This window comes from Ligilactobacillus ceti DSM 22408 (genome assembly GCF_000423245.1).
Classification (GTDB): domain Bacteria; phylum Bacillota; class Bacilli; order Lactobacillales; family Lactobacillaceae; genus Ligilactobacillus; species Ligilactobacillus ceti.
In genome coordinates this window covers 15,945-33,713 of record NZ_AUHP01000017.1, presented here as the reverse complement: position 1 = coordinate 33,713, position 17,769 = coordinate 15,945, and the positions used below count along the sequence as shown (strand labels likewise).

Annotated in this window: 15 protein-coding genes and 1 other RNA gene; 3 read left to right on the top strand and 13 right to left on the bottom strand. The window is 31.8% G+C overall.

All coding sequences use genetic code 11. The features are described from left to right. Positions 1-90: 90 nt before the first annotated feature. Complete coding sequence (locus G540_RS0102540) at positions 91-1,005, top strand: mechanosensitive ion channel family protein (protein ID WP_051188932.1); 915 nt, start codon at positions 91-93, stop codon at positions 1,003-1,005. A 40-nt stretch (positions 1,006-1,045) separates the two neighbouring features. Here G540_RS0102540 and cbpB read toward each other — a convergent pair whose 3' ends face one another. Next, entirely contained in the window at positions 1,046-1,528 is a 483-nt protein-coding gene (cbpB, locus tag G540_RS0102535; RefSeq protein WP_027106741.1) for a cyclic-di-AMP-binding protein CbpB, read from the bottom strand. 199 nt (positions 1,529-1,727) lie between these two features. Here cbpB and G540_RS0102530 point away from each other — a divergent pair, with 199 nt between their 5' ends. Next, positions 1,728-2,465, top strand: a complete 738-nt coding sequence (locus tag G540_RS0102530) for an MIP/aquaporin family protein (protein ID WP_027106740.1) — start codon at positions 1,728-1,730, stop codon at positions 2,463-2,465. A 59-nt stretch (positions 2,466-2,524) separates the two neighbouring features. Here G540_RS0102530 and G540_RS0102525 read toward each other — a convergent pair whose 3' ends face one another. From G540_RS0102525 to G540_RS0102510, 4 genes are all read right to left on the bottom strand, one after another. Further along, positions 2,525-3,325 (bottom strand): hypothetical protein, encoded by an 801-nt coding sequence (locus tag G540_RS0102525; RefSeq protein WP_027106739.1) that lies wholly within the window; start codon positions 3,323-3,325, stop codon positions 2,525-2,527. 159 nt (positions 3,326-3,484) lie between these two features. Beyond that, positions 3,485-4,246, bottom strand: coding sequence for a hypothetical protein (locus tag G540_RS0102520; protein ID WP_027106738.1), 762 nt, complete (start codon positions 4,244-4,246; stop codon positions 3,485-3,487). Positions 4,247-4,327: 81 nt separating this feature from the next. Beyond that, positions 4,328-4,828: a SprT-like domain-containing protein gene (locus G540_RS0102515; RefSeq protein WP_027106737.1), complete on the bottom strand. Its 501-nt coding sequence runs from the start codon at positions 4,826-4,828 to the stop codon at positions 4,328-4,330. A gap of 74 nt (positions 4,829-4,902) precedes the next feature. After that, positions 4,903-6,255 carry a glucose-6-phosphate isomerase gene (locus tag G540_RS0102510; RefSeq protein ID WP_027106736.1) on the bottom strand — a complete coding sequence of 451 codons (1,353 nt, stop codon included), beginning with the start codon at positions 6,253-6,255 and terminating at the stop codon, positions 4,903-4,905. Between the two features lie 228 nt (positions 6,256-6,483). Here G540_RS0102510 and G540_RS06920 point away from each other — a divergent pair, with 228 nt between their 5' ends. Beyond that, positions 6,484-8,613 carry an LTA synthase family protein gene (locus G540_RS06920; protein ID WP_035463556.1) on the top strand — a complete coding sequence of 710 codons (2,130 nt, stop codon included), beginning with the start codon at positions 6,484-6,486 and terminating at the stop codon, positions 8,611-8,613. A gap of 107 nt (positions 8,614-8,720) precedes the next feature. Here G540_RS06920 and ssrA read toward each other — a convergent pair. The 8 genes from ssrA to glgA all read right to left on the bottom strand — a co-directional run bounded on the left by ssrA (position 8,721) and on the right by glgA (position 17,768). Next, positions 8,721-9,088: a transfer-messenger RNA gene (gene ssrA, locus G540_RS07330) on the bottom strand. Between the two features lie 57 nt (positions 9,089-9,145). Continuing rightward, positions 9,146-9,619 carry a universal stress protein gene (locus tag G540_RS0102500; RefSeq protein ID WP_027106735.1) on the bottom strand — a complete coding sequence of 158 codons (474 nt, stop codon included), beginning with the start codon at positions 9,617-9,619 and terminating at the stop codon, positions 9,146-9,148. Positions 9,620-9,632: 13 nt separating this feature from the next. Then, a complete protein-coding gene (locus G540_RS0102495) occupies positions 9,633-10,310 on the bottom strand; it encodes a ribonuclease H family protein (RefSeq protein WP_027106734.1) in 678 nt (225 codons plus the stop codon). A gap of 99 nt (positions 10,311-10,409) precedes the next feature. Further along, on the bottom strand, positions 10,410-10,739 hold the full coding sequence (locus tag G540_RS0102490) for an ArsR/SmtB family transcription factor (RefSeq protein ID WP_027106733.1): 330 nt from the start codon (positions 10,737-10,739) through the stop codon (positions 10,410-10,412). 268 nt (positions 10,740-11,007) lie between these two features. Then, positions 11,008-11,871 carry a class II fructose-bisphosphate aldolase gene (locus tag G540_RS0102485; protein ID WP_027106732.1) on the bottom strand — a complete coding sequence of 288 codons (864 nt, stop codon included), beginning with the start codon at positions 11,869-11,871 and terminating at the stop codon, positions 11,008-11,010. 189 nt (positions 11,872-12,060) lie between these two features. Continuing rightward, the gene (locus G540_RS0102480) at positions 12,061-13,884 is read right to left on the bottom strand and encodes a glycoside hydrolase family 13 protein (RefSeq protein ID WP_035463555.1); all 1,824 of its coding nucleotides are present in this window, start codon (positions 13,882-13,884) and stop codon (positions 12,061-12,063) included. Further along, positions 13,865-16,297, bottom strand: a complete 2,433-nt coding sequence (locus G540_RS0102475; RefSeq protein WP_027106730.1) for a glycogen/starch/alpha-glucan phosphorylase — start codon at positions 16,295-16,297, stop codon at positions 13,865-13,867. Before G540_RS0102475 ends, G540_RS0102480 begins: the two co-directional genes overlap by 20 nt. A 43-nt stretch (positions 16,298-16,340) precedes the next feature. Continuing rightward, positions 16,341-17,768, bottom strand: a complete 1,428-nt coding sequence (gene glgA / locus G540_RS0102470) for a glycogen synthase GlgA (protein WP_027106729.1) — start codon at positions 17,766-17,768, stop codon at positions 16,341-16,343. Position 17,769: the final 1 nt, after the last annotated feature.

Here is a 17,769-nt window from a genome sequence, read left to right as displayed (position 1 = left end):
ATTTAGAAACTTCAATTAAAAGACTAACGAACCTCCCTTTTAAAATATGTTATTATTATTTATAATATTATCCTTAAAGGAGCCTAGCTAATGAATTTGTTTAATCTAGCTTATTTTATAAAAAAACAAGTCGACTCCGATTCAATCCCTAAAGAACTTAAAAAACATACTAATTTCTTTAGTTCTTATTTTCAAAATATAGATTGGGACGGCTTAATTTCCAAAATCATTTCAACAACAATCCTAGTAATTGTTGTCTCTGTTTTATTTTTCATTTTGAATTCCATTGGTAAAAAAATCATTAAAAAAAGTTTTCATAAACCACGTAAAAATAAAAAACTCAGTCCCGGTCGTGTAAATACTATTTATTCATTAACCTTAAATATCTTTCATTACACTATTTTATTCTTTTATTTTTATGCTATTCTTTCTGTTTTGGGAATACCAGTCGGTACCCTCTTAGCAGGTGCTAGTATTTTAAGTGTGGCCATTGGGTTAGGTGCTCAAGGTTTTGTGACAGATATGGTTACTGGTTTATTTATTTTAGCTGAACAACAATTTACAGTCGGAGAAAACGTAAAACTTGATTCGATTGAAGGTACCGTTCATGCTATTGGTTTACGAACTACTCAAATCATGGGATATGATGGTATTTTGCATTTTGTACCTAACCGTAATATTAAAACCGTCAGCAATTTTTCTCGCAATGATATGCGCGCTATTATTAATATCCATCTCCAACCTGGACAAAATATTACTAAAATTGAAGAAATCATCACCGAAGTCAATGATCACTTAGTTCCTGAAAATCAAAATATTACCAAAGGTCCTGATATTTTAGGGATGGTTGACACTGGCAATGGTGCTCTTGCCATTCGGATTTCCATCTTCACTAAAAATGGTGCACAAGGTTCTACACAACGTCAATTCTTACAAGCTTACTATGCAGCTTTACAAGATAATGGTATCAAAGTAGCTCCTGCGCTAATTAATTTAACATACTAACAAAAAATCCAAGCAAACAATCTAGTCTGCTTGGATTTTTTTAATTTTCATTAATTTCATTTCTTGTTTCAATTGAATATACTTTATCCATTTCATGAGCTAAATAATTTACATTTTTCAATAATTCCCGCCGAGTAATAATCCCTTGGAAAATTTGTTTATCATTAACAACTACTAAAAATGAATGATCAACTAAGACATGCAATAAATAGTCTAAGTTATATGGTAACGAGACTGTCGGTACATCTGTTTGCATCACATCAGCCACCCGTAACCGACTCAATTTACTTGGATCAATCCCATTTAAACCTAGCATTGTATCAGTAATCATTGCCAAAGAAATTAAGCCTTTAAACTTTTGATCTTTATCTATCACTGGAATCTTAGCATAACGAACTTTAGTTAATACTAAAAAAGCATGATCTAAATAATTGTCTTCTTGGACATTAGCAACAATACTTGCCGGGATAAGTAATTCATTCTTTCGATATGTCAGCATTTTTTCGACTGCTTGCGAAATCATTTTATTATATGTCCTCCTTTGCCTTCTTTTATTTTAGGGTAAATCCGCCTAAATTCCAAATCTAATTATTTTTTCTTCTTTTTATTGAAATGGCAACGTTTACAACGGTTTTTTAGTATTGAACTTATAAGATTCTTATACTATGCTTATAAAAGATTTAATACTTTTAATATTTTTTTATTTTTCTTAGGAGGTTCTCATGGTTTTTAATTTAGCAACTCGTCTCTGTGCTGAATTTTTCGGAACAGCTATTTTAATTATGTTAGGTAATGGTTCAGTAGCTAACGTCGAATTAAAAGGCACAAAAGGTCATAATAGTGGTTGGATTACAATTGCAGTTGGTTATGGTTTTGCTGTAATGATTCCCGCTTTAATGTTTGGTCCCGTATCCGGTAATCACATTAACCCTGCTTTCACACTTGGGTTAGCTTTTGCTGGTGTCTTTCCTTGGCATGAAGTCTTACCTTATATTATTGCTCAATTCGCTGGTGCAATGGTTGGTCAATTAATCGTCATAGCTTGTTTTAAACCACACTATGATTTAACGACTGATCCTAATCGTATTTTAGGAACATTCTCGACAATTAGCGCCACAAACAACAAATTAAATGGTTTTATTAACGAATTTTTCGGAACATTCCTTTTAATTTTTGGCGCTTTGGCAATTACTCATTCACCTATTTTTGAAAAAGGCAATCAAGGTGCCGGTTTAATTGGTGTTGGTTTACTTGTGATGGTACTTGTTACTTCATTTGGTGGTCCAACTGGTCCCGCTCTAAACCCTGCTCGTGATCTTGGTCCACGTATCTTACATGCTTTATTACCTTTAAAACATAAAGGTTCTTCACAATGGGGTTATAGTTGGGTTCCTGTTCTAGCTCCTATTTTAGCTGGGATTTGTGCAACCTTCCTTTATAAAACAATTTTTGGTTTATAAAATTAATCATTAAAAATTTAAAGCTCACACATAAAAATAATGTGTGAGCTTTTTTTATTTTATTTTTTTTGCATTTTATATAATTTATATCCCAAATAAATGATCATTACGATAGATACTCCTCCAAACATTTGAAGCATCAAACCTAACAAATGTCCCTGCGTACTCATAGTATGATCTTGTTCTATTAAATGAAGTGCACGATAAATATTATTAAAACTTAAATTTTCAGTCAAAATAGCTTTAATTTCTTTGACCGTATGACGATATTCTGATGTAACTAAATTTGTAAATATAATTGCACCAGCTACAAATATTCCAATATTATTTTGGATATTAGCAAATTTCATATTTTTCTTTTTACCACTAAAATAAGCATATGCAATCGCAACAATTAACAAGCCGGCTACCACATTCAACATTGTTAATCCTAAATCAATATTTTGAATGCGTTCAATCAATTCAGCATATGTTGCATTTCTCGCACCAGAACTTGCTTTATATGTGAAGAAAATCGTAAATAATAAAATACCATATATCACTAAATAAATAATTTTAATTAAGCGATCATCATATTTTTTAACAGCTTGTTCAAAATACTCCTTCCCCTTAGGGATAATATTTTCTTGCAGCACTTCTTGGCTTTCGTTTTTTAAAGCTACTAACCCATCTTTGCTTTTTGCTGTTAAATCAGCTATTTTTGCTTGTGTTTCAGCTGATAATACTTCTTTTTGATCATTAATTTTAGTTCTATCACGTTCTTGATTATCATTTGTGATAATTTCAACCTGATTAGGATCAACTTTTGTAACTTCATCTGAATTAGTTGAATTTTTTAAATCTTGATTTTCTTCTGTCATCTAAACACTCCTTAAGCAATTTCTTATTATCATTCATCATACTACAGTGCGTATTTTTTAGACAAGCTATATCATGTTTCACTTAAAAATTTTAACAAAATAAAAAGTAGCTGCCTTTTAACAAGGCAACTACTACTATTTTAAAACACTCTTTCATTATTAACGTTCTGTTATTTTTTTGACTTTCCTTTTATATTTAAAAATTTCATAAACATAGTATCCCATCATACTCACCTGAAGTAGTAACAATAAAATAATTACTATAGTACACTCGCCATAAAAGCTATGAACAAGCTCACGATACTGATCACTCTCAATTAATTCAATCAATTTGTATTTCCATTGTTTGTCATAATAATCTTGCATTGCCGCCCTAACAATAACCTCAATCGTAGAATAAGTATCAATAGCGTCCAGATATAACCGACTAACATCAAATATTAAAAACATACTAATAACTAAATTAATATTTTGCCAAGTTAACCATTTTATTTTTCGTTTTTTGCTTTGAATAATAATATATATTAAAAAAACAACTAAAATCATACCCGACACTAACAACATATCATTCACTTTGAACATCTCTACCACACGGTTATTAATATAATAATAAGATTTATTATTAACGTGCTGCACTTTACCTACGATATCATAACTAATAATATATAAATAAATCGTAATTAAAAAAACAATACTATATACCCAAAAATATAATCTATTCATACCGTATTGATAATGATTTAATTTTTCATCTACCGGTTCTATAACAACCTGTTTAGCCTTTGTAACTTTAACAATATCATTTCGAAAATCACTTGACTCTTGTTCAACCGTTAATTGCTTTTTAGTATTATTCTCTATGGAGTGAATATATTCAGATTGTTGTAAAACATCATGAAGTGTAACTTCTTTTTTATGCATATATAATCTCCTGTAACTCATCTAATTATCAGCTTCAGCTTTATACATCTATAATAATACACTCCTGTCATTTTATCCAAGTTATTTATGATTTATATTTTTAACTATTATTGCTGCTTGGCAACATTTAGATCGATATTTTGTGATATTTTTTAAAATCTTTCCTCGTCGTTGATAATATCCCAATTCTTGACGACATTTTTCACAAATCAATTGATAATGCGCATCTTGTGAAAATGATAAAATAGTTTGTTTTAAAGTCGCACGCGGATAACAACCTATTTTGACAGCCCATGCTTTCCATACTTGATCATGACCGTGACTGGCACCAGTATCTTGTAATACAAAATAATGCGCCATCTCATGACGGATAACCTCTAAAATAAATTCATCACGCGCAGTCATCAATAAATTTTTGGAAAATTCAATTTGAATCGGATATGCTCGTTGTCCTTGATAGCGAAATTTCACACGTCCTTGCGTTGTTTTAAGTCGTGGATTAACTATGACGGGTACATCTAAATCATAGCCGTAATGGGCAGCTAGACGCCTACATTCAGCTTCAACCTCTTCAATTAGCATTCTGATCACCTTCTTATTATAATTACCTAAAAAAACTAGCCTCTTCGACTGAAGAGACTAGCTAATTAATCATCTTATTTATTTAAGCGCGCATTTAATTCTTTTGTTAATTCTTCATATCCAGGTTTACCTAATAATGCAAACATATTACTCTTGTATGCTTCTACACCTGGTTGATTAAATGGATTCACACCATTTAAATATCCCGAAATTGCAACTGCAATTTCAAAGAAGTAAATCATATATCCCAATGTATAAGCTGTTTGATCAGGAATATTAACAATCATATTTGGTACATTACCATCTGTATGTGCTAAAACAACACCTTCAAATGCTTTTGTATTAACATAATCAACTGTCTTATCTTCGAGATATCCTAAACCATCGAGGTTCTTATCATCTTTTGGAATATCAATATCATGATTTGGTTTTTGCACATTAATGACTGTTTCCATTAAATTGCGACGACCTTCTTGAATATATTGACCTAATGAGTGTAAATCTGTTGAAAAGTTAGCTGATGAAGGATAAATACCTTTTTCATCTTTCCCTTCTGATTCACCCATTAATTGTTTCCACCATTCTGAGAAATATTGTAATGATGGTTCATAATTTTCTAAAATTTCAGTTGTATAACCTTTGCGATATAAAATATTTCTTAATGCTGCATATTGGTAAGCTTCATTTTTAGCTAAATCAGCATCACTATATGCTGTACGTGCTGTAGCAGCACCTTCCATTAAAGCATCAATGTCTGCACCAGAAACTGCAATTGGCAATAATCCAACTGGTGTTAAAACTGAAAAACGTCCACCTACATCATCAGGAATAATAAATGTTTCATAACCTTGAGCATCTGCTTCAGTCTTTAATGCTCCACGAGCTTTATCAGTTGTAGCGTAAATTCGTTCACGAGCACCTTCCACACCATATTTTTCAATTAATTTTTCTTTAAATAAACGGAATGCAATGGATGGTTCAGTTGTTGTTCCTGATTTAGAAATAATATTTACAGAAAAATCACGATCTCCAATTAAATCTAATAAATCATAAACATATGATGAAGAAATTGAATTACCGGCAAAGAAAATTTGTGGTGCTTTTCTTTGATCAGCTGGTAAATAATTATAAAAAGAATGATGTAAAAAATCAATTGCAGCACGTGCGCCTAAATATGATCCACCAATCCCAATTACAACTAAAATTTCTGATTCTTCTTGAATTTTTTTAGCAGCTTCTTTAATGCGAGCAAATTCAGCTTTATCATAATCAACTGGTAAATCTAAAAATCCTCGAAAATCACTTCCGGAACCAGTTCCTTCACGTAAAACTTGATCAACTGCTGTGACCATTGGTTGCATTTCTTTTAATTCATTTTTATGCACAAATTTTGTCAAATTAGAACTATCTAAGGTAATATATGCCATCTCTTCACTCTCTCCTTGATAATAAAAAATAATTACAAATTCATTATACATTATTTTAGAAAAATTGTGTCAGAAATTCCCTTAATAATCCTTATTTATTTAACCGTTAATTATCAGTAATTTTCTAAGACTTTACTAATTAATTCAAGAAAAATTGACTATTATAAAAAAATCGGTTTACAATTAGATGATGTTCTTAGATTCAATTTAGAAAGGACGGTTCAAACTGTGAACTGGACAAAAATAAAAAACTGGATAAATACACGTTGGGGATTCTTTTCTCTCCTTTGTTTTTTATTCTGGCTCAAAACAATCTTGATTTACTATATCGATTTTAATTTAGGTGTTAAAGGCATTTATCAACACTTTGTCTTATTAATTAATCCGATTGCAACAACTTTATTACTTTTTAGTATTGCATTATATATTCGCCGCAAAATCCCGGCCTACATCACTATGATGTTATTATATATTGCCAACTCCGCTTTATTACTTTTCAATGTTATTTATTATCGTGAATTTACTGATTTTATGACAATGAATGTTATGTTTGGTTTTTCTTCTGTTTCACAAGGACTTTCCTCAAGTTCTTTAGCCTTACTAAAACCAACTGATGCGATTATTTTAGTGGATATTTTCGTTTTAATTATTTTATTAATCACACGAATTATCAAACTTGATCCACGACCAATCAAAAGACGACAAGCGGCTGCATTAACTTCTTTTTCACTTTTACTATTACTTATCAATATTACGTTAGGTGAAATTAGCCGGCCACAACTCTTAGGGCGGACTTTTGATCGCAATTATTTAGTTAAATATTTAGGAATTGATACATTTACAGTTTATGATGGTTTAAAAACAGCTAAAAATAATTCAGCTCGAAATCGGGCCGAAAGTTCTGATGTTAATAAAATTTTAGAATTTAAAAACGAAAATTATGCTGCTCCGGATCCTAAACTATTTGGCATTGCTAAAAATAAAAATATCATTGTGATCCACTTAGAAAGTTTCGAACAATTTTTAATTGATTATAAATTAGATAATCAAGTTGTAACTCCATTTTTAAATGAGTTATACCATAGTAAACAAACTTATGGTTTTGCGAATTTCTTTAATCAAGTGGGCCAAGGAAAAACTTCCGATGCTGAAAACATGTTAGAAACAAGTACTTTTGGTTTGCCTCAAGGTTCATTATTCTCAGCTTTAGGTACTGATAATACATTTGTGGGCGCACCTGCTATCTTAGCGCAAAAAGGACATTATTCTTCTGCTGTTTTCCATGGCAACAATGGTTCATTTTGGAATCGTGATAATGTTTATAAAAACCTTGGCTATCAAAACTTCTTTGATGCTCGTTATTATAATCATAGTTCAAATAACTTAACAGAATATGGACTTAAAGATAAATTACTTTTCCATGATTCAGTTAAATATATGGAACACTTACAACAGCCTTTTTATGCTAAATTCATTACCGTTTCCAATCACTTTCCATATGTTTTAGATGAAGCTAATACTTCATTTCCTAAAGCTGATACCGGTGATTCATCTATTAATAATTATTTTGTAACAGCTCACTATTTAGATCAAGCTGTCAAAGAATTTTTCGAATATTTGAAAAAATCACATTTATACGAAAATTCCATCATTGTGTTATACGGTGATCACTATGGTATTTCTAATTCTCGGAATGTAAAACTCGCACCACTCTTAGGCAAAGATCCTGCTACTTGGAATGATTTTGATAATATCCAAATGCAACGCGTGCCATTTATGATTCATATTCCAGGCATTGATTCTGGGAGTATTCAAGAACAATATGGTGGCGAAGTTGATGTTTTACCAACCTTACTGCACTTAGTTGGTATTGATACCAAGCCTTATTTAGAATTCGGAACAGATTTATTCTCAAAACAACACCGTCAAGTTGTTGCTTTCCGAAATGAAAACTTTACAACTCCAAACTATACAGTTGTGGGAAATACTATTTATGATAATAAATCTGGGCTTATCTTGACTCATCCAGATGAACAAATCGAAAAACAAGTTACTGCGGATCGCAAATTTGTTAATACAGAATTATCATTATCAGATACTTTAAATAACCGGAATTTAATGCGGTTTTATGTTCCAAATGATTTCAAACCGGTTGATCCACATCTTTATAACTATCAAGATTGTTACCGGAATTTATTAAAAATCGAAGCCGAATTAAAAGATAACTCAACTAGTCTTTGGCATCAAAATCACGATACATCAACTATTGGTGATTACACAAGTGATGCTCCTGAACTAGCAACAACCGATAAACCGGATGAAAATCCACCTTATCTTAAACAAGGTCACCTTAAATAACAAAAAAAGAACTACAAGTTTTATACTTGTAGTTCTTTTTTTATAAATTATAAATCTAATAAAAAACTCATAACTGAATTAAATCAGTTATGAGTTTTTTTGTAATATGATGGAGATGGCGGGAGTCGAACCCGCGTCCAAGCATATCGTAACTTAAACATCTACGCTCATAGTTATACTATTTAAATTTCACTATTAGGCACGCCATATAACAGGGCAACCCCTAATAGCTATTCTGATTAGTCTCTTCTCGCAGCTTCAGTTGGCAGCCTTGAGCGTAAGTCCACTAATTATAGGACCCGGAACCCGACACATGGACGATGTCAGCCGGATCTACACTAAGCTGTTATTAAGCAGCTACAGCGTAAGAATTGTTATTTTTTGCAGTTATATTTAACTGAACGTTTTAAGGTAGTCGTAACCTACCAAACGCAGTCTAAGCTCGACCTATACCTGTCGAATCCATAACATCCCCATAAAAATAAAGATGCGACTTAAATTATTATACCACGCTATCTTTATTTTTCAATTATTATCGAATAACAATCACTGAACAGCTCGCATTTTGTGCTAAATAACTAGCTTGTGAACCTAAAAACATTTTCTTTTGAGGTTTATTAGCTTTTGTTTTAGATCCACATACTAATAAATCTGGTTGATATTTAGGCAAGATATTTGTCACGATTTGTTCACCAGGAAGCCCTTCTCCAATAAAACCTTGTACTTGTTGAACTCCATATGCTTGTGCTTTTTCAATATAAGCTTCAATATTAGCTAATAAATTTTCACGTCGATTATTCAAAGCATATTTATCTAATGATTCAAAAATATTTAATTCAGCAATTTCCATAATCGAAACAATTCCTAATGGGACATTTAAATTTTTAGCGCGGACACAAGCATATTGAAAAGCTTGAATTGATGATTGGGAATCATCTTCATCAATCGCAACTAAAATTTTTGAGAATTCTTTATCATTAATTGTAAAATCTAAATCATGTTTCATTTCAGCCACTCCTTTACATTTCATCCATTGTTTTATTTAATAATTTATCTACTAAGTCATTACCTTTATTCTCCGCATGACCTTTAACCCAGACGAGTTCTAATTGCTTAAACTGTGCTAAACACTGACTAATTTCTTGCCAAAGTTCTTGATTAGCAACCGGCTGATTGTCAGCTTTTTTCCATCCGCGTTTTTGCCAATTAACTAACCAATTTTTTTGAATAGCATCAATCACATATTTAGAATCCGAATAAAGATTAATAGCTTTTTGTGTATATTGTTGAGCAATTAAAAATTTTAACGCTTGTAATACAGCGGTTAATTCCATTTGATTATTCGTACTTCCGTATTCTCCAGCTGTCGCTTGCCAAATATCACGTTCTTTTGTAATCACAATATATGCCCAAGCTGCTTTTGTATCTTTAGTAACTTGATTATTATTTTTTCGTGCTCCACCATCAGTATAAACTTTAATATCAGGTTGTTGCAATGAAGTTTTAGTTATAACGTGGTTTCTTTTTGACCCAGCAGTAACTTTGCCACCTTGTGCTAACCATTCTAATGCTTCAGTTTTAGTTGTAAAACTTTTATATTTTGCCCCAGGATAACCCGTAACATTTTTTTGACATTCTGGCCATTGTGTAAAAATTCCGGTTTGACGACCTTTTGCAACTGCATAATATTTTCCCAAATCTAACCCCTCTAACTTCCTTCAATCCATTATTTCTAGACACAAAAATAAGGTCACAAAATATGTGCCCTTATTTTTTACATTTTACTCTATTTTAAATTAAAATTCCATTCGTAATTCATGGATAACAGTTTCTAAATTAGCTAAAGGTTCTTCTAATGTTAGATAGTACAAACTTTGAAGTCCACGTTTTTTAAATGCTACTAACTGTGTTTCGCGTAAAATCTTCAAATGATGTGAAACAGCAGGTTGAGTTATCGTCATTTGACGAGTGATTTCAGTAACAGTCATGCCCTCGTTTTTGTTTTCAAACAATAGAGTGATAATCTTTTGACGGTTACGATCAGCTAAAGCATTTATTACAGCAAACTCACCTACAAATTTATCTAGCGCTTTGTTATTTGGGACTGAAGTTGCTTCTGAATTCATCATATTAACTCTCCTTCCATTATCAAAGATACTAATTTTAAAATCATAATACCATTAAAATATATAAATAGCAATCGCTTACATTAGATAATAATAATAATTATATTATTATTTCAAAATAATAATTTCTATTTTTTAACTTTTAAATATTCTTCAATAAAATTCGACCTTTAAAAGCTTTTGACTTACATCTCATCACCTTTTAAAAATAAAAAAAGCAGCCCTTTCCTATTCAGAAAGAACTGCTTTGTTTTTATAACTAAATTAATTATTTAACTGCTGGTGTACCTAACCAATCGATCATACTTGTAACAGTATCTGTGATTGCTTGTGTACCAGGTGCAAGTAATTTACGAGGATCGTAACCTTTACCTTCGCGATCTTTACCAGCTTCAATATATTCACGTGTTGCTTCAGCAAATGCGATTTGGCATTCTGTATTAATATTAACTTTAGAAACACCCATCTTAATTGCTTTTTCAATTTGGTCTTGAGGAATACCAGAACCACCGTGTAATACTAATGGAACTGCAATAGCGTTAGCTAATTCTTCTAAACGGTCAAAGCTTAAACCTTTCCAGTTATCTGGGTAAGGTCCGTGAATATTACCAATTCCGCATGCTAAGTAGTCAACACCAGTAGCAGCAATTGCTTTAGCTTCTTCAACATCAGCTAATTCACCTGCACCAATGATACCATCTTCTTCACCACCGATTGAACCAACTTCAGCTTCAACAGAAACGCCTTTAGCATGTGCTAATTCAACGATTTCTTTTGTTTTAGCTAAGTTTTCTTCGAATGGTAAGTCTGAACCATCAAACATAACTGATGAGAATCCAACTTCGATACATTCTTTAGCAGCTTCGAAATTACCGTGATCTAAGTGTAAGATAACTGGTACAGTAATATTCATTGCATGCATTTCTTCTTCAACAAGTGTTTTTACTACTCTATAATCACCCATATATTTAGCAGCACCCATAGATACTTGAATTAATACTGGTGTATTTTTTTCTTGTGCACCTTTAAGAATAGCACGTGTCCATTCCATATTGTTAGTATTAAAAGCACCTACAGCATAATGGCCCTTACGAGCAGCATTGAAAATTTCATTACCATTTACAAATGACATAAAATAGCCTCCTAAAAAGTCTCTGTCTAATAAGTTACTCATTTGAGTACAATCTTATTTTAGCACATATTTAACAAAAATCGAATCTTTTTAACTTTTTTTCATTAAATTTCCTTAAATTTATCAACTATACCAATTATATTTAAGTATATTTGTTGTTTGTTATCTTTTTTTTACTTACGTTAAGTTTCAAACCCTAAATTCAAGAACTTGATATTCATATGGTGCTAACTTAATATCTTGTAATTTTTCTTTTAACAATGGTGCTAATTGTAATTCATCATGATAACTCCATAAAGTTTGTTCATCTTGCACTGTTTTTTCAGTTGGATTAATAACATACACTTGAGCTTTTTGAGCTTGATAACGTCCAATCAAAATTAAATGCTCTGTATTATATAAACAAAGATCTCCCGTGCGTAAAACTGATTCTTGCTGTCTTCGCAAACTTAAACTTTGCACTTCAGCTAATAAATCATGATCTTCGCGTCCCCAAGGATAAAATTTACGATTATCTGGATCTTTGCCGCCTGTTAACCCCACTTCATCACCATAATAAAGACAAGGTACTCCTGGTAAAATAAACAATAATAAAAAGGCTAATTTTAATTTTGCTTGATTATTTTGTAAAGCTGTTTTAATCCGTACTGTATCATGTGTTCCCAGATTATTTAAACTATTCAAATAAAAATCCCAAGGATAATTTTCTCGTAAACTCATCATCCGCTGACAAACATCAGCTAAATTCACATCATTAGAAAATATATCTAAAATCGCTTGTCGTAATGGATAATTCATTACACCATGCAAATTATCGCCTTGAATATAATCTCGTCGTTGACCATAAGCCATTTTATTCGAAGCATCTTCCCAAACCTCTCCTAATAAAACTTTTTCTGGATATTGTGCTAAATTTTGTCTAATTTTATGCACAAAAGCTGGTGTTAATTCATCAACTACATCCAAACGCCAACCATCGATTTGAAATTGATTCCAATAACTTAAAACACTTGTTTTAGCAGTTCCCGCAATAAAGTTTTGATAAGCTAAACAATCTTTTTTAATCGTTGGTAAATCAGAAATCCCCCACCATGATGCGTATTTTGTCGGATATTTTTCAAAATCAAACCAAGAATAATAAGGACTTTGCAAATTTTGTGTTGCACCTTCTTGTGGTCCATATAATTGTCGTGCATTAAAATACCGACTATTTTGCCCGACATGATTAAACACACCATCTAAAATCACTCTAATGTCCGCCGCATGTAACTGTGACAGTAATTCTTCAAAATCAGCTTGTGTCCCTAACATTGCATCGATTTTTAAATAATCGCTTGTATCATACCGATGATTACTACTTGCTTCAAAAATTGGATTCAAATAAATTCCGGTCACACCTAATTTTTTTAAATACGGAATTTTTTGCATAATACCTTTAAAATTTCCACCAAAAAAATCCCACCGTACAATCTCACCTTTTTTATTCACAATATAGTATGGATCATCTTCTTGTGTGGCATATAAAAAACTATTCTTCTTCGGCGAATTAATTTCACCATGCGGATTACCATTCGCAAACCGATCAGGAAAAATTTGATAAAATATACCTTCTTGATACCATTTAGGTGTACGAGCTGGTTGCTTAAAACATGTTAATTGGTATGTCTGAACATCTTGGACTTGTTGATAAATTTGCCCCCAACCACCTTGTGCAAACGATCCATAATAACAAGTTTTTTCGGTATTATCTGCTAAATACACAATTTTAAAATAATAAAAATAAAGTCCAGGTTGTTGCAATTGAATTTGAGTTTTAAAATCTTGCGTATCATATTGATACACTAATTGCTGTTCTTGATAATTTTGATAATCATCTTGATACATCACTAACGTTGCTTCTTTAACAAAAACATCCGTAATATCTAATTTGAAAGCGACCTCTGTTCCAACTTGCACAGCCCCAAAAGGCTTTTTAAAGTCAGTTGACCAAGAATTATACTTGATAACTATCATATTTTGCCTCGTCCTTTTCAACAACTGGTTTAATATGCCAAATTTCTTTCGCATATCGTTGGACTGTCTTATCAGCTGAGAAATGTCCGCCTTTAGCAATATTAATTAAACTCATTTTCGCCCAAGCTAATGGTTTCCGATATGCTTGATCAACTTGTTCTTGAATTGCTAAATATCCTTCAAAATCAGCTAAGACAAAGAATTGATCATTAAAGCGAGTTAATAAATCAAAGACATGACGACCTTCTACTTGAATATTTGGAATCGAACCATCAATCAACGCATCTAAAACACGCTTAATAACGGGAATATTATTATAATAATCCCACGCACAATAATCTTGAGTTTGATTATGTGCTGTCACTTCATCTTTCGTCAATCCAAAAATAAAGATATTATCATCGCCCACTTGATCTTTAATTTCAATATTTGCGCCGTCTAATGTTGCAACTGTTAAAGCACCATTTAACATTAATTTCATATTGCTTGTACCAGATGCTTCTTTAGTAGCTGTAGATATTTGTTCACTAACATCAGCTGCTGGAATAATTAATTCAGCTAAAGAAACACTATAATCTTCAATAAAGACAACTTTTAATTTATCTTGAATTGTTTGATCATTATTAATCAAATTCCCGACTTCATTAATACACTTAATAATAACTTTAGCTTCATGATATCCTGGAGCAGCTTTAGCACCAAAAATAAAGACTCTTGGTTGTATATCCAGATTTGGATTTTCTTTTAAATCTTGATACAACTTAATAATTCGTAATAAATTCAATAATTGTCGTTTATATTCATGAAGTCGTTTAATTTGAACATCAAAAATTGCATCTGGAGAAATCTTCAAACCGTTAGATTTTTTGACATGTTCTGCCAAACGAACTTTATTTTGATATTTAGCATGATTAATTTCTTTTAATACTTTTTCATCATCTTGATATTTCAATAACATTTCTAAATCATCAGCTGCATAGCGCCATGTTTTACCAATTGTTTTGTCTAACACTTTAGATAACTCACGGTTCGCAATTTGTAACCAACGTCGTTCTGTAATTCCGTTTGTTTTATTATTAAATCGTTCTGGGAATAATCGATAAAAATCATTTAAAACTTGTGATTTCATTAATTCAGTATGCAATTTAGCCACACCATTCACACTATGTGAACCAATAATAGCCAAACTTACCATTCTGATTTGATTATCTGCAATAATTCTTGTACTTGGAATCAATTCTGCTTGACCGCGTTTTTCTAAAGATTCAACATAACGGCGTTCAATTTCACAAATAATTTGATAAATTCGAGGTTGTAATTCTTGGATATAATGAATTGGCCATTTTTCCATTGCCTCAGCCATTAAAGTATGGTTTGTATAACTCATCACTTGTGTTGTGATCTCCCAAGCTTCATCCCATCCATAATGCTCTTCATCTAATAAAAGACGCATTAATTCAGGAATACATAATACAGGGTGTGTATCATTAATATGGATTGCCACATAGTCTGCTAATTTATTCAGATTATGCCCCGCTTTTTTATGATGTTTTAAAATACTTTGAATCCCTGCTGAAACAAAGAAATATTCTTGTAATAATCGTAAACGACGTCCTTCTGAAGTGGAATCATCTGGATATAAAATAGATGTTAAATCTTCAATTTTACGTCTTTCATCAAGTGTCCGATAATTAACTTCTTCACTTTCAGGAATTTCTGCATCCCATAAACGTAAATTATTAACACAACCATTTTGAAAACCAACAACACCCACATCATACGGAACAGCACGAATAACTTTACCACCATGATAAACAGGTACTAAATGACCATCTTTTTCAAGTAAACTAACTTCTGTGGCATTAATATGAATGTCCACTGCTTTACTATCACGGCGAACTTCCCAACTATTACCTTGATTTAACCATTCATTAGGTAATTCTACTTGGTAACCATCAACGATTTTTTGTTTAAACAATCCGTATTTATACCGAATTCCATTTCCGTTGCCAGGTAAACCAGAAGACGCTAAAGCATCCATAAACGCTGCTGCTAAACGTCCCAAACCACCATTTCCCAATGCCATATCTTTTTCAATTTCTGTTACTTCATAAAAATCAATATCTAAATCTTTCAATCCTGAAATAACAGTGTCATACCAACCCATATTTAATAAATTACTTTGTAGTAAACGACCTGGTAAAAATTCAATTGAAAAATAATACGCTTGTTTATTTCCTTCACGCGCATTATTTTTGATATTTTGATGCCAAGCATTGTTATAGCCTGATCGAACAATTGAAGCTAACGTTTGATATAATTCAAAATTACTTGCTTGCTTAATATCAACTGCATAACCTTCATTAAGCCTTTTCTTAAATTCCTGAATAAAATACTCTTTTGTAAACTGCATTAAATGCTCCTTCTCTCTTTGAAAAACTTCTTAACTAATTTGTCTAAATAATTGATTGATATAATGCTAGATATTTTTCACTAGCTGTCTTCCAACTAAAATCCGTTTGCATGGCTGTTTCCATCATTTTAAGCCAGACATCCGCTTGTGAATAAACAGCTAAAGCTTGCTTGATAGTTTCCATCATATAAAATGATGAAAATTCAGAAAAGCCAAAACCATTCCCTGTTTGTTCAATTGGATTATAAACATTAACACTATCTTGTAACCCACCAATTTGATGAACAATCGGTAATGTTCCATAGCGCATCGAAATCATTTGTGATAATCCACAAGGCTCAAATGCAGACGGCATTAAAAATAAATCAGAGCCGGCATAAATTTCTTGCGCTTGCTTAATATCAAACGTAATCTTAACACCACATTTATCAGGATAACGTTGCGCAAAATACTTAAATGCTTCTTCGTATTTTTGATAACCAGTTCCTAATAATACAAATTGAATATCAAACTGTAAAAGATTTTCCATTTCTTCTAAAACTAATTGAAATCCTTTTTGATCAGTCAAACGACTCACAACACCAATAACCGGTACATCATCACGGACTGGAAGTTGATATTCTTTTTGTAAAATTGCTTTATCTTGAGCTTTACCTTTTAAATTTTGAACTGAATAATGATGTGTAATTAACGAATCTGTTTGCGGATTTTGAATACTATAATCAATCCCGTTTAAAATACCTGATAATTTATAATTTTCTTGACGTAAAATACTATCTAATCGACATCCAAAGGCTGGTGTTTGAATTTCGCTAGCATAAGTTGGACTAACTGTATTCACTTTATCAGCATATAAAATCCCTGTTTTCAACCAATTCACACAACCATCTTGCATAACAGTTCCATCTTGAGCTTTGGTTAATTCCATTCCAAATAACTCCATTAAAGTATCTTCACCATATTGTCCTTGGAACTCTAAATTATGAATAGTCAAAACAGTTGCAATCTTTTGATATGCCTCAATCCAGCTATACTTTTCTTTTAATAAAAAGGGAATAAACCCAGTATGATAATCATTCACATTTAACACATCAGGAATAAAATCCACTTTTTCCATCATTTCAATGACAGCTTGTTGAAAGAATGCAAATCGTTCTCCATCATCATAGTAGCCATAAACACCATCACGCGCAAAATAATATTCATTATCAATAAAATAATAATTAACTTGATCTAATTTTAAATATTTAACGCCACAATATTGATGTCTCCAACCAACTTCGACCGTGAAATCCATTAAATATTCAATTTGTTGCTGATACTGATCAGCGATTTTATGATAATAAGGTAAAACCACGGCAACTTGGTGCCCTTTTTGCGCTAAGCTTTTAGGTAAAGCACCCACAACATCACCTAATCCACCCGTTTTAATAAAAGGAGCACATTCTGATGCTGCATATAAAATCTTCATA

What these genes read in the sequence shown, in the direction of transcription:
- G540_RS0102510 (WP_027106736.1), bottom strand. Translation starts at nt 6,255, where the DNA reads ATGGCATATATTACCTTAGATAGTTCTAATTTGACAAAATTTGTGCAT.
- G540_RS0102500 (WP_027106735.1), bottom strand. Translation starts at nt 9,619, where the DNA reads ATGAAACATGATTTAGATTTTACAATTAATGATAAAGAATTCTCAAAA.
- G540_RS0102480 (WP_035463555.1), bottom strand. Translation starts at nt 13,884, where the DNA reads ATGATAGTTATCAAGTATAATTCTTGGTCAACTGACTTTAAAAAGCCT.
- G540_RS0102490 (WP_027106733.1), bottom strand. Translation starts at nt 10,739, where the DNA reads ATGAATTCAGAAGCAACTTCAGTCCCAAATAACAAAGCGCTAGATAAA.
- G540_RS0102525 (WP_027106739.1), bottom strand. Translation starts at nt 3,325, where the DNA reads ATGACAGAAGAAAATCAAGATTTAAAAAATTCAACTAATTCAGATGAA.
- G540_RS0102515 (WP_027106737.1), bottom strand. Translation starts at nt 4,828, where the DNA reads ATGCTAATTGAAGAGGTTGAAGCTGAATGTAGGCGTCTAGCTGCCCAT.
- G540_RS0102520 (WP_027106738.1), bottom strand. Translation starts at nt 4,246, where the DNA reads ATGCATAAAAAAGAAGTTACACTTCATGATGTTTTACAACAATCTGAA.
- G540_RS0102530 (WP_027106740.1), top strand. Translation starts at nt 1,728, where the DNA reads ATGGTTTTTAATTTAGCAACTCGTCTCTGTGCTGAATTTTTCGGAACA.
- G540_RS0102540 (WP_051188932.1), top strand. Translation starts at nt 91, where the DNA reads ATGAATTTGTTTAATCTAGCTTATTTTATAAAAAAACAAGTCGACTCC.
- cbpB (WP_027106741.1), bottom strand. Translation starts at nt 1,528, where the DNA reads ATGATTTCGCAAGCAGTCGAAAAAATGCTGACATATCGAAAGAATGAA.
- glgA (WP_027106729.1), bottom strand. Translation starts at nt 17,768, where the DNA reads ATGAAGATTTTATATGCAGCATCAGAATGTGCTCCTTTTATTAAAACG.
- G540_RS0102475 (WP_027106730.1), bottom strand. Translation starts at nt 16,297, where the DNA reads ATGCAGTTTACAAAAGAGTATTTTATTCAGGAATTTAAGAAAAGGCTT.
- G540_RS0102485 (WP_027106732.1), bottom strand. Translation starts at nt 11,871, where the DNA reads ATGTCATTTGTAAATGGTAATGAAATTTTCAATGCTGCTCGTAAGGGC.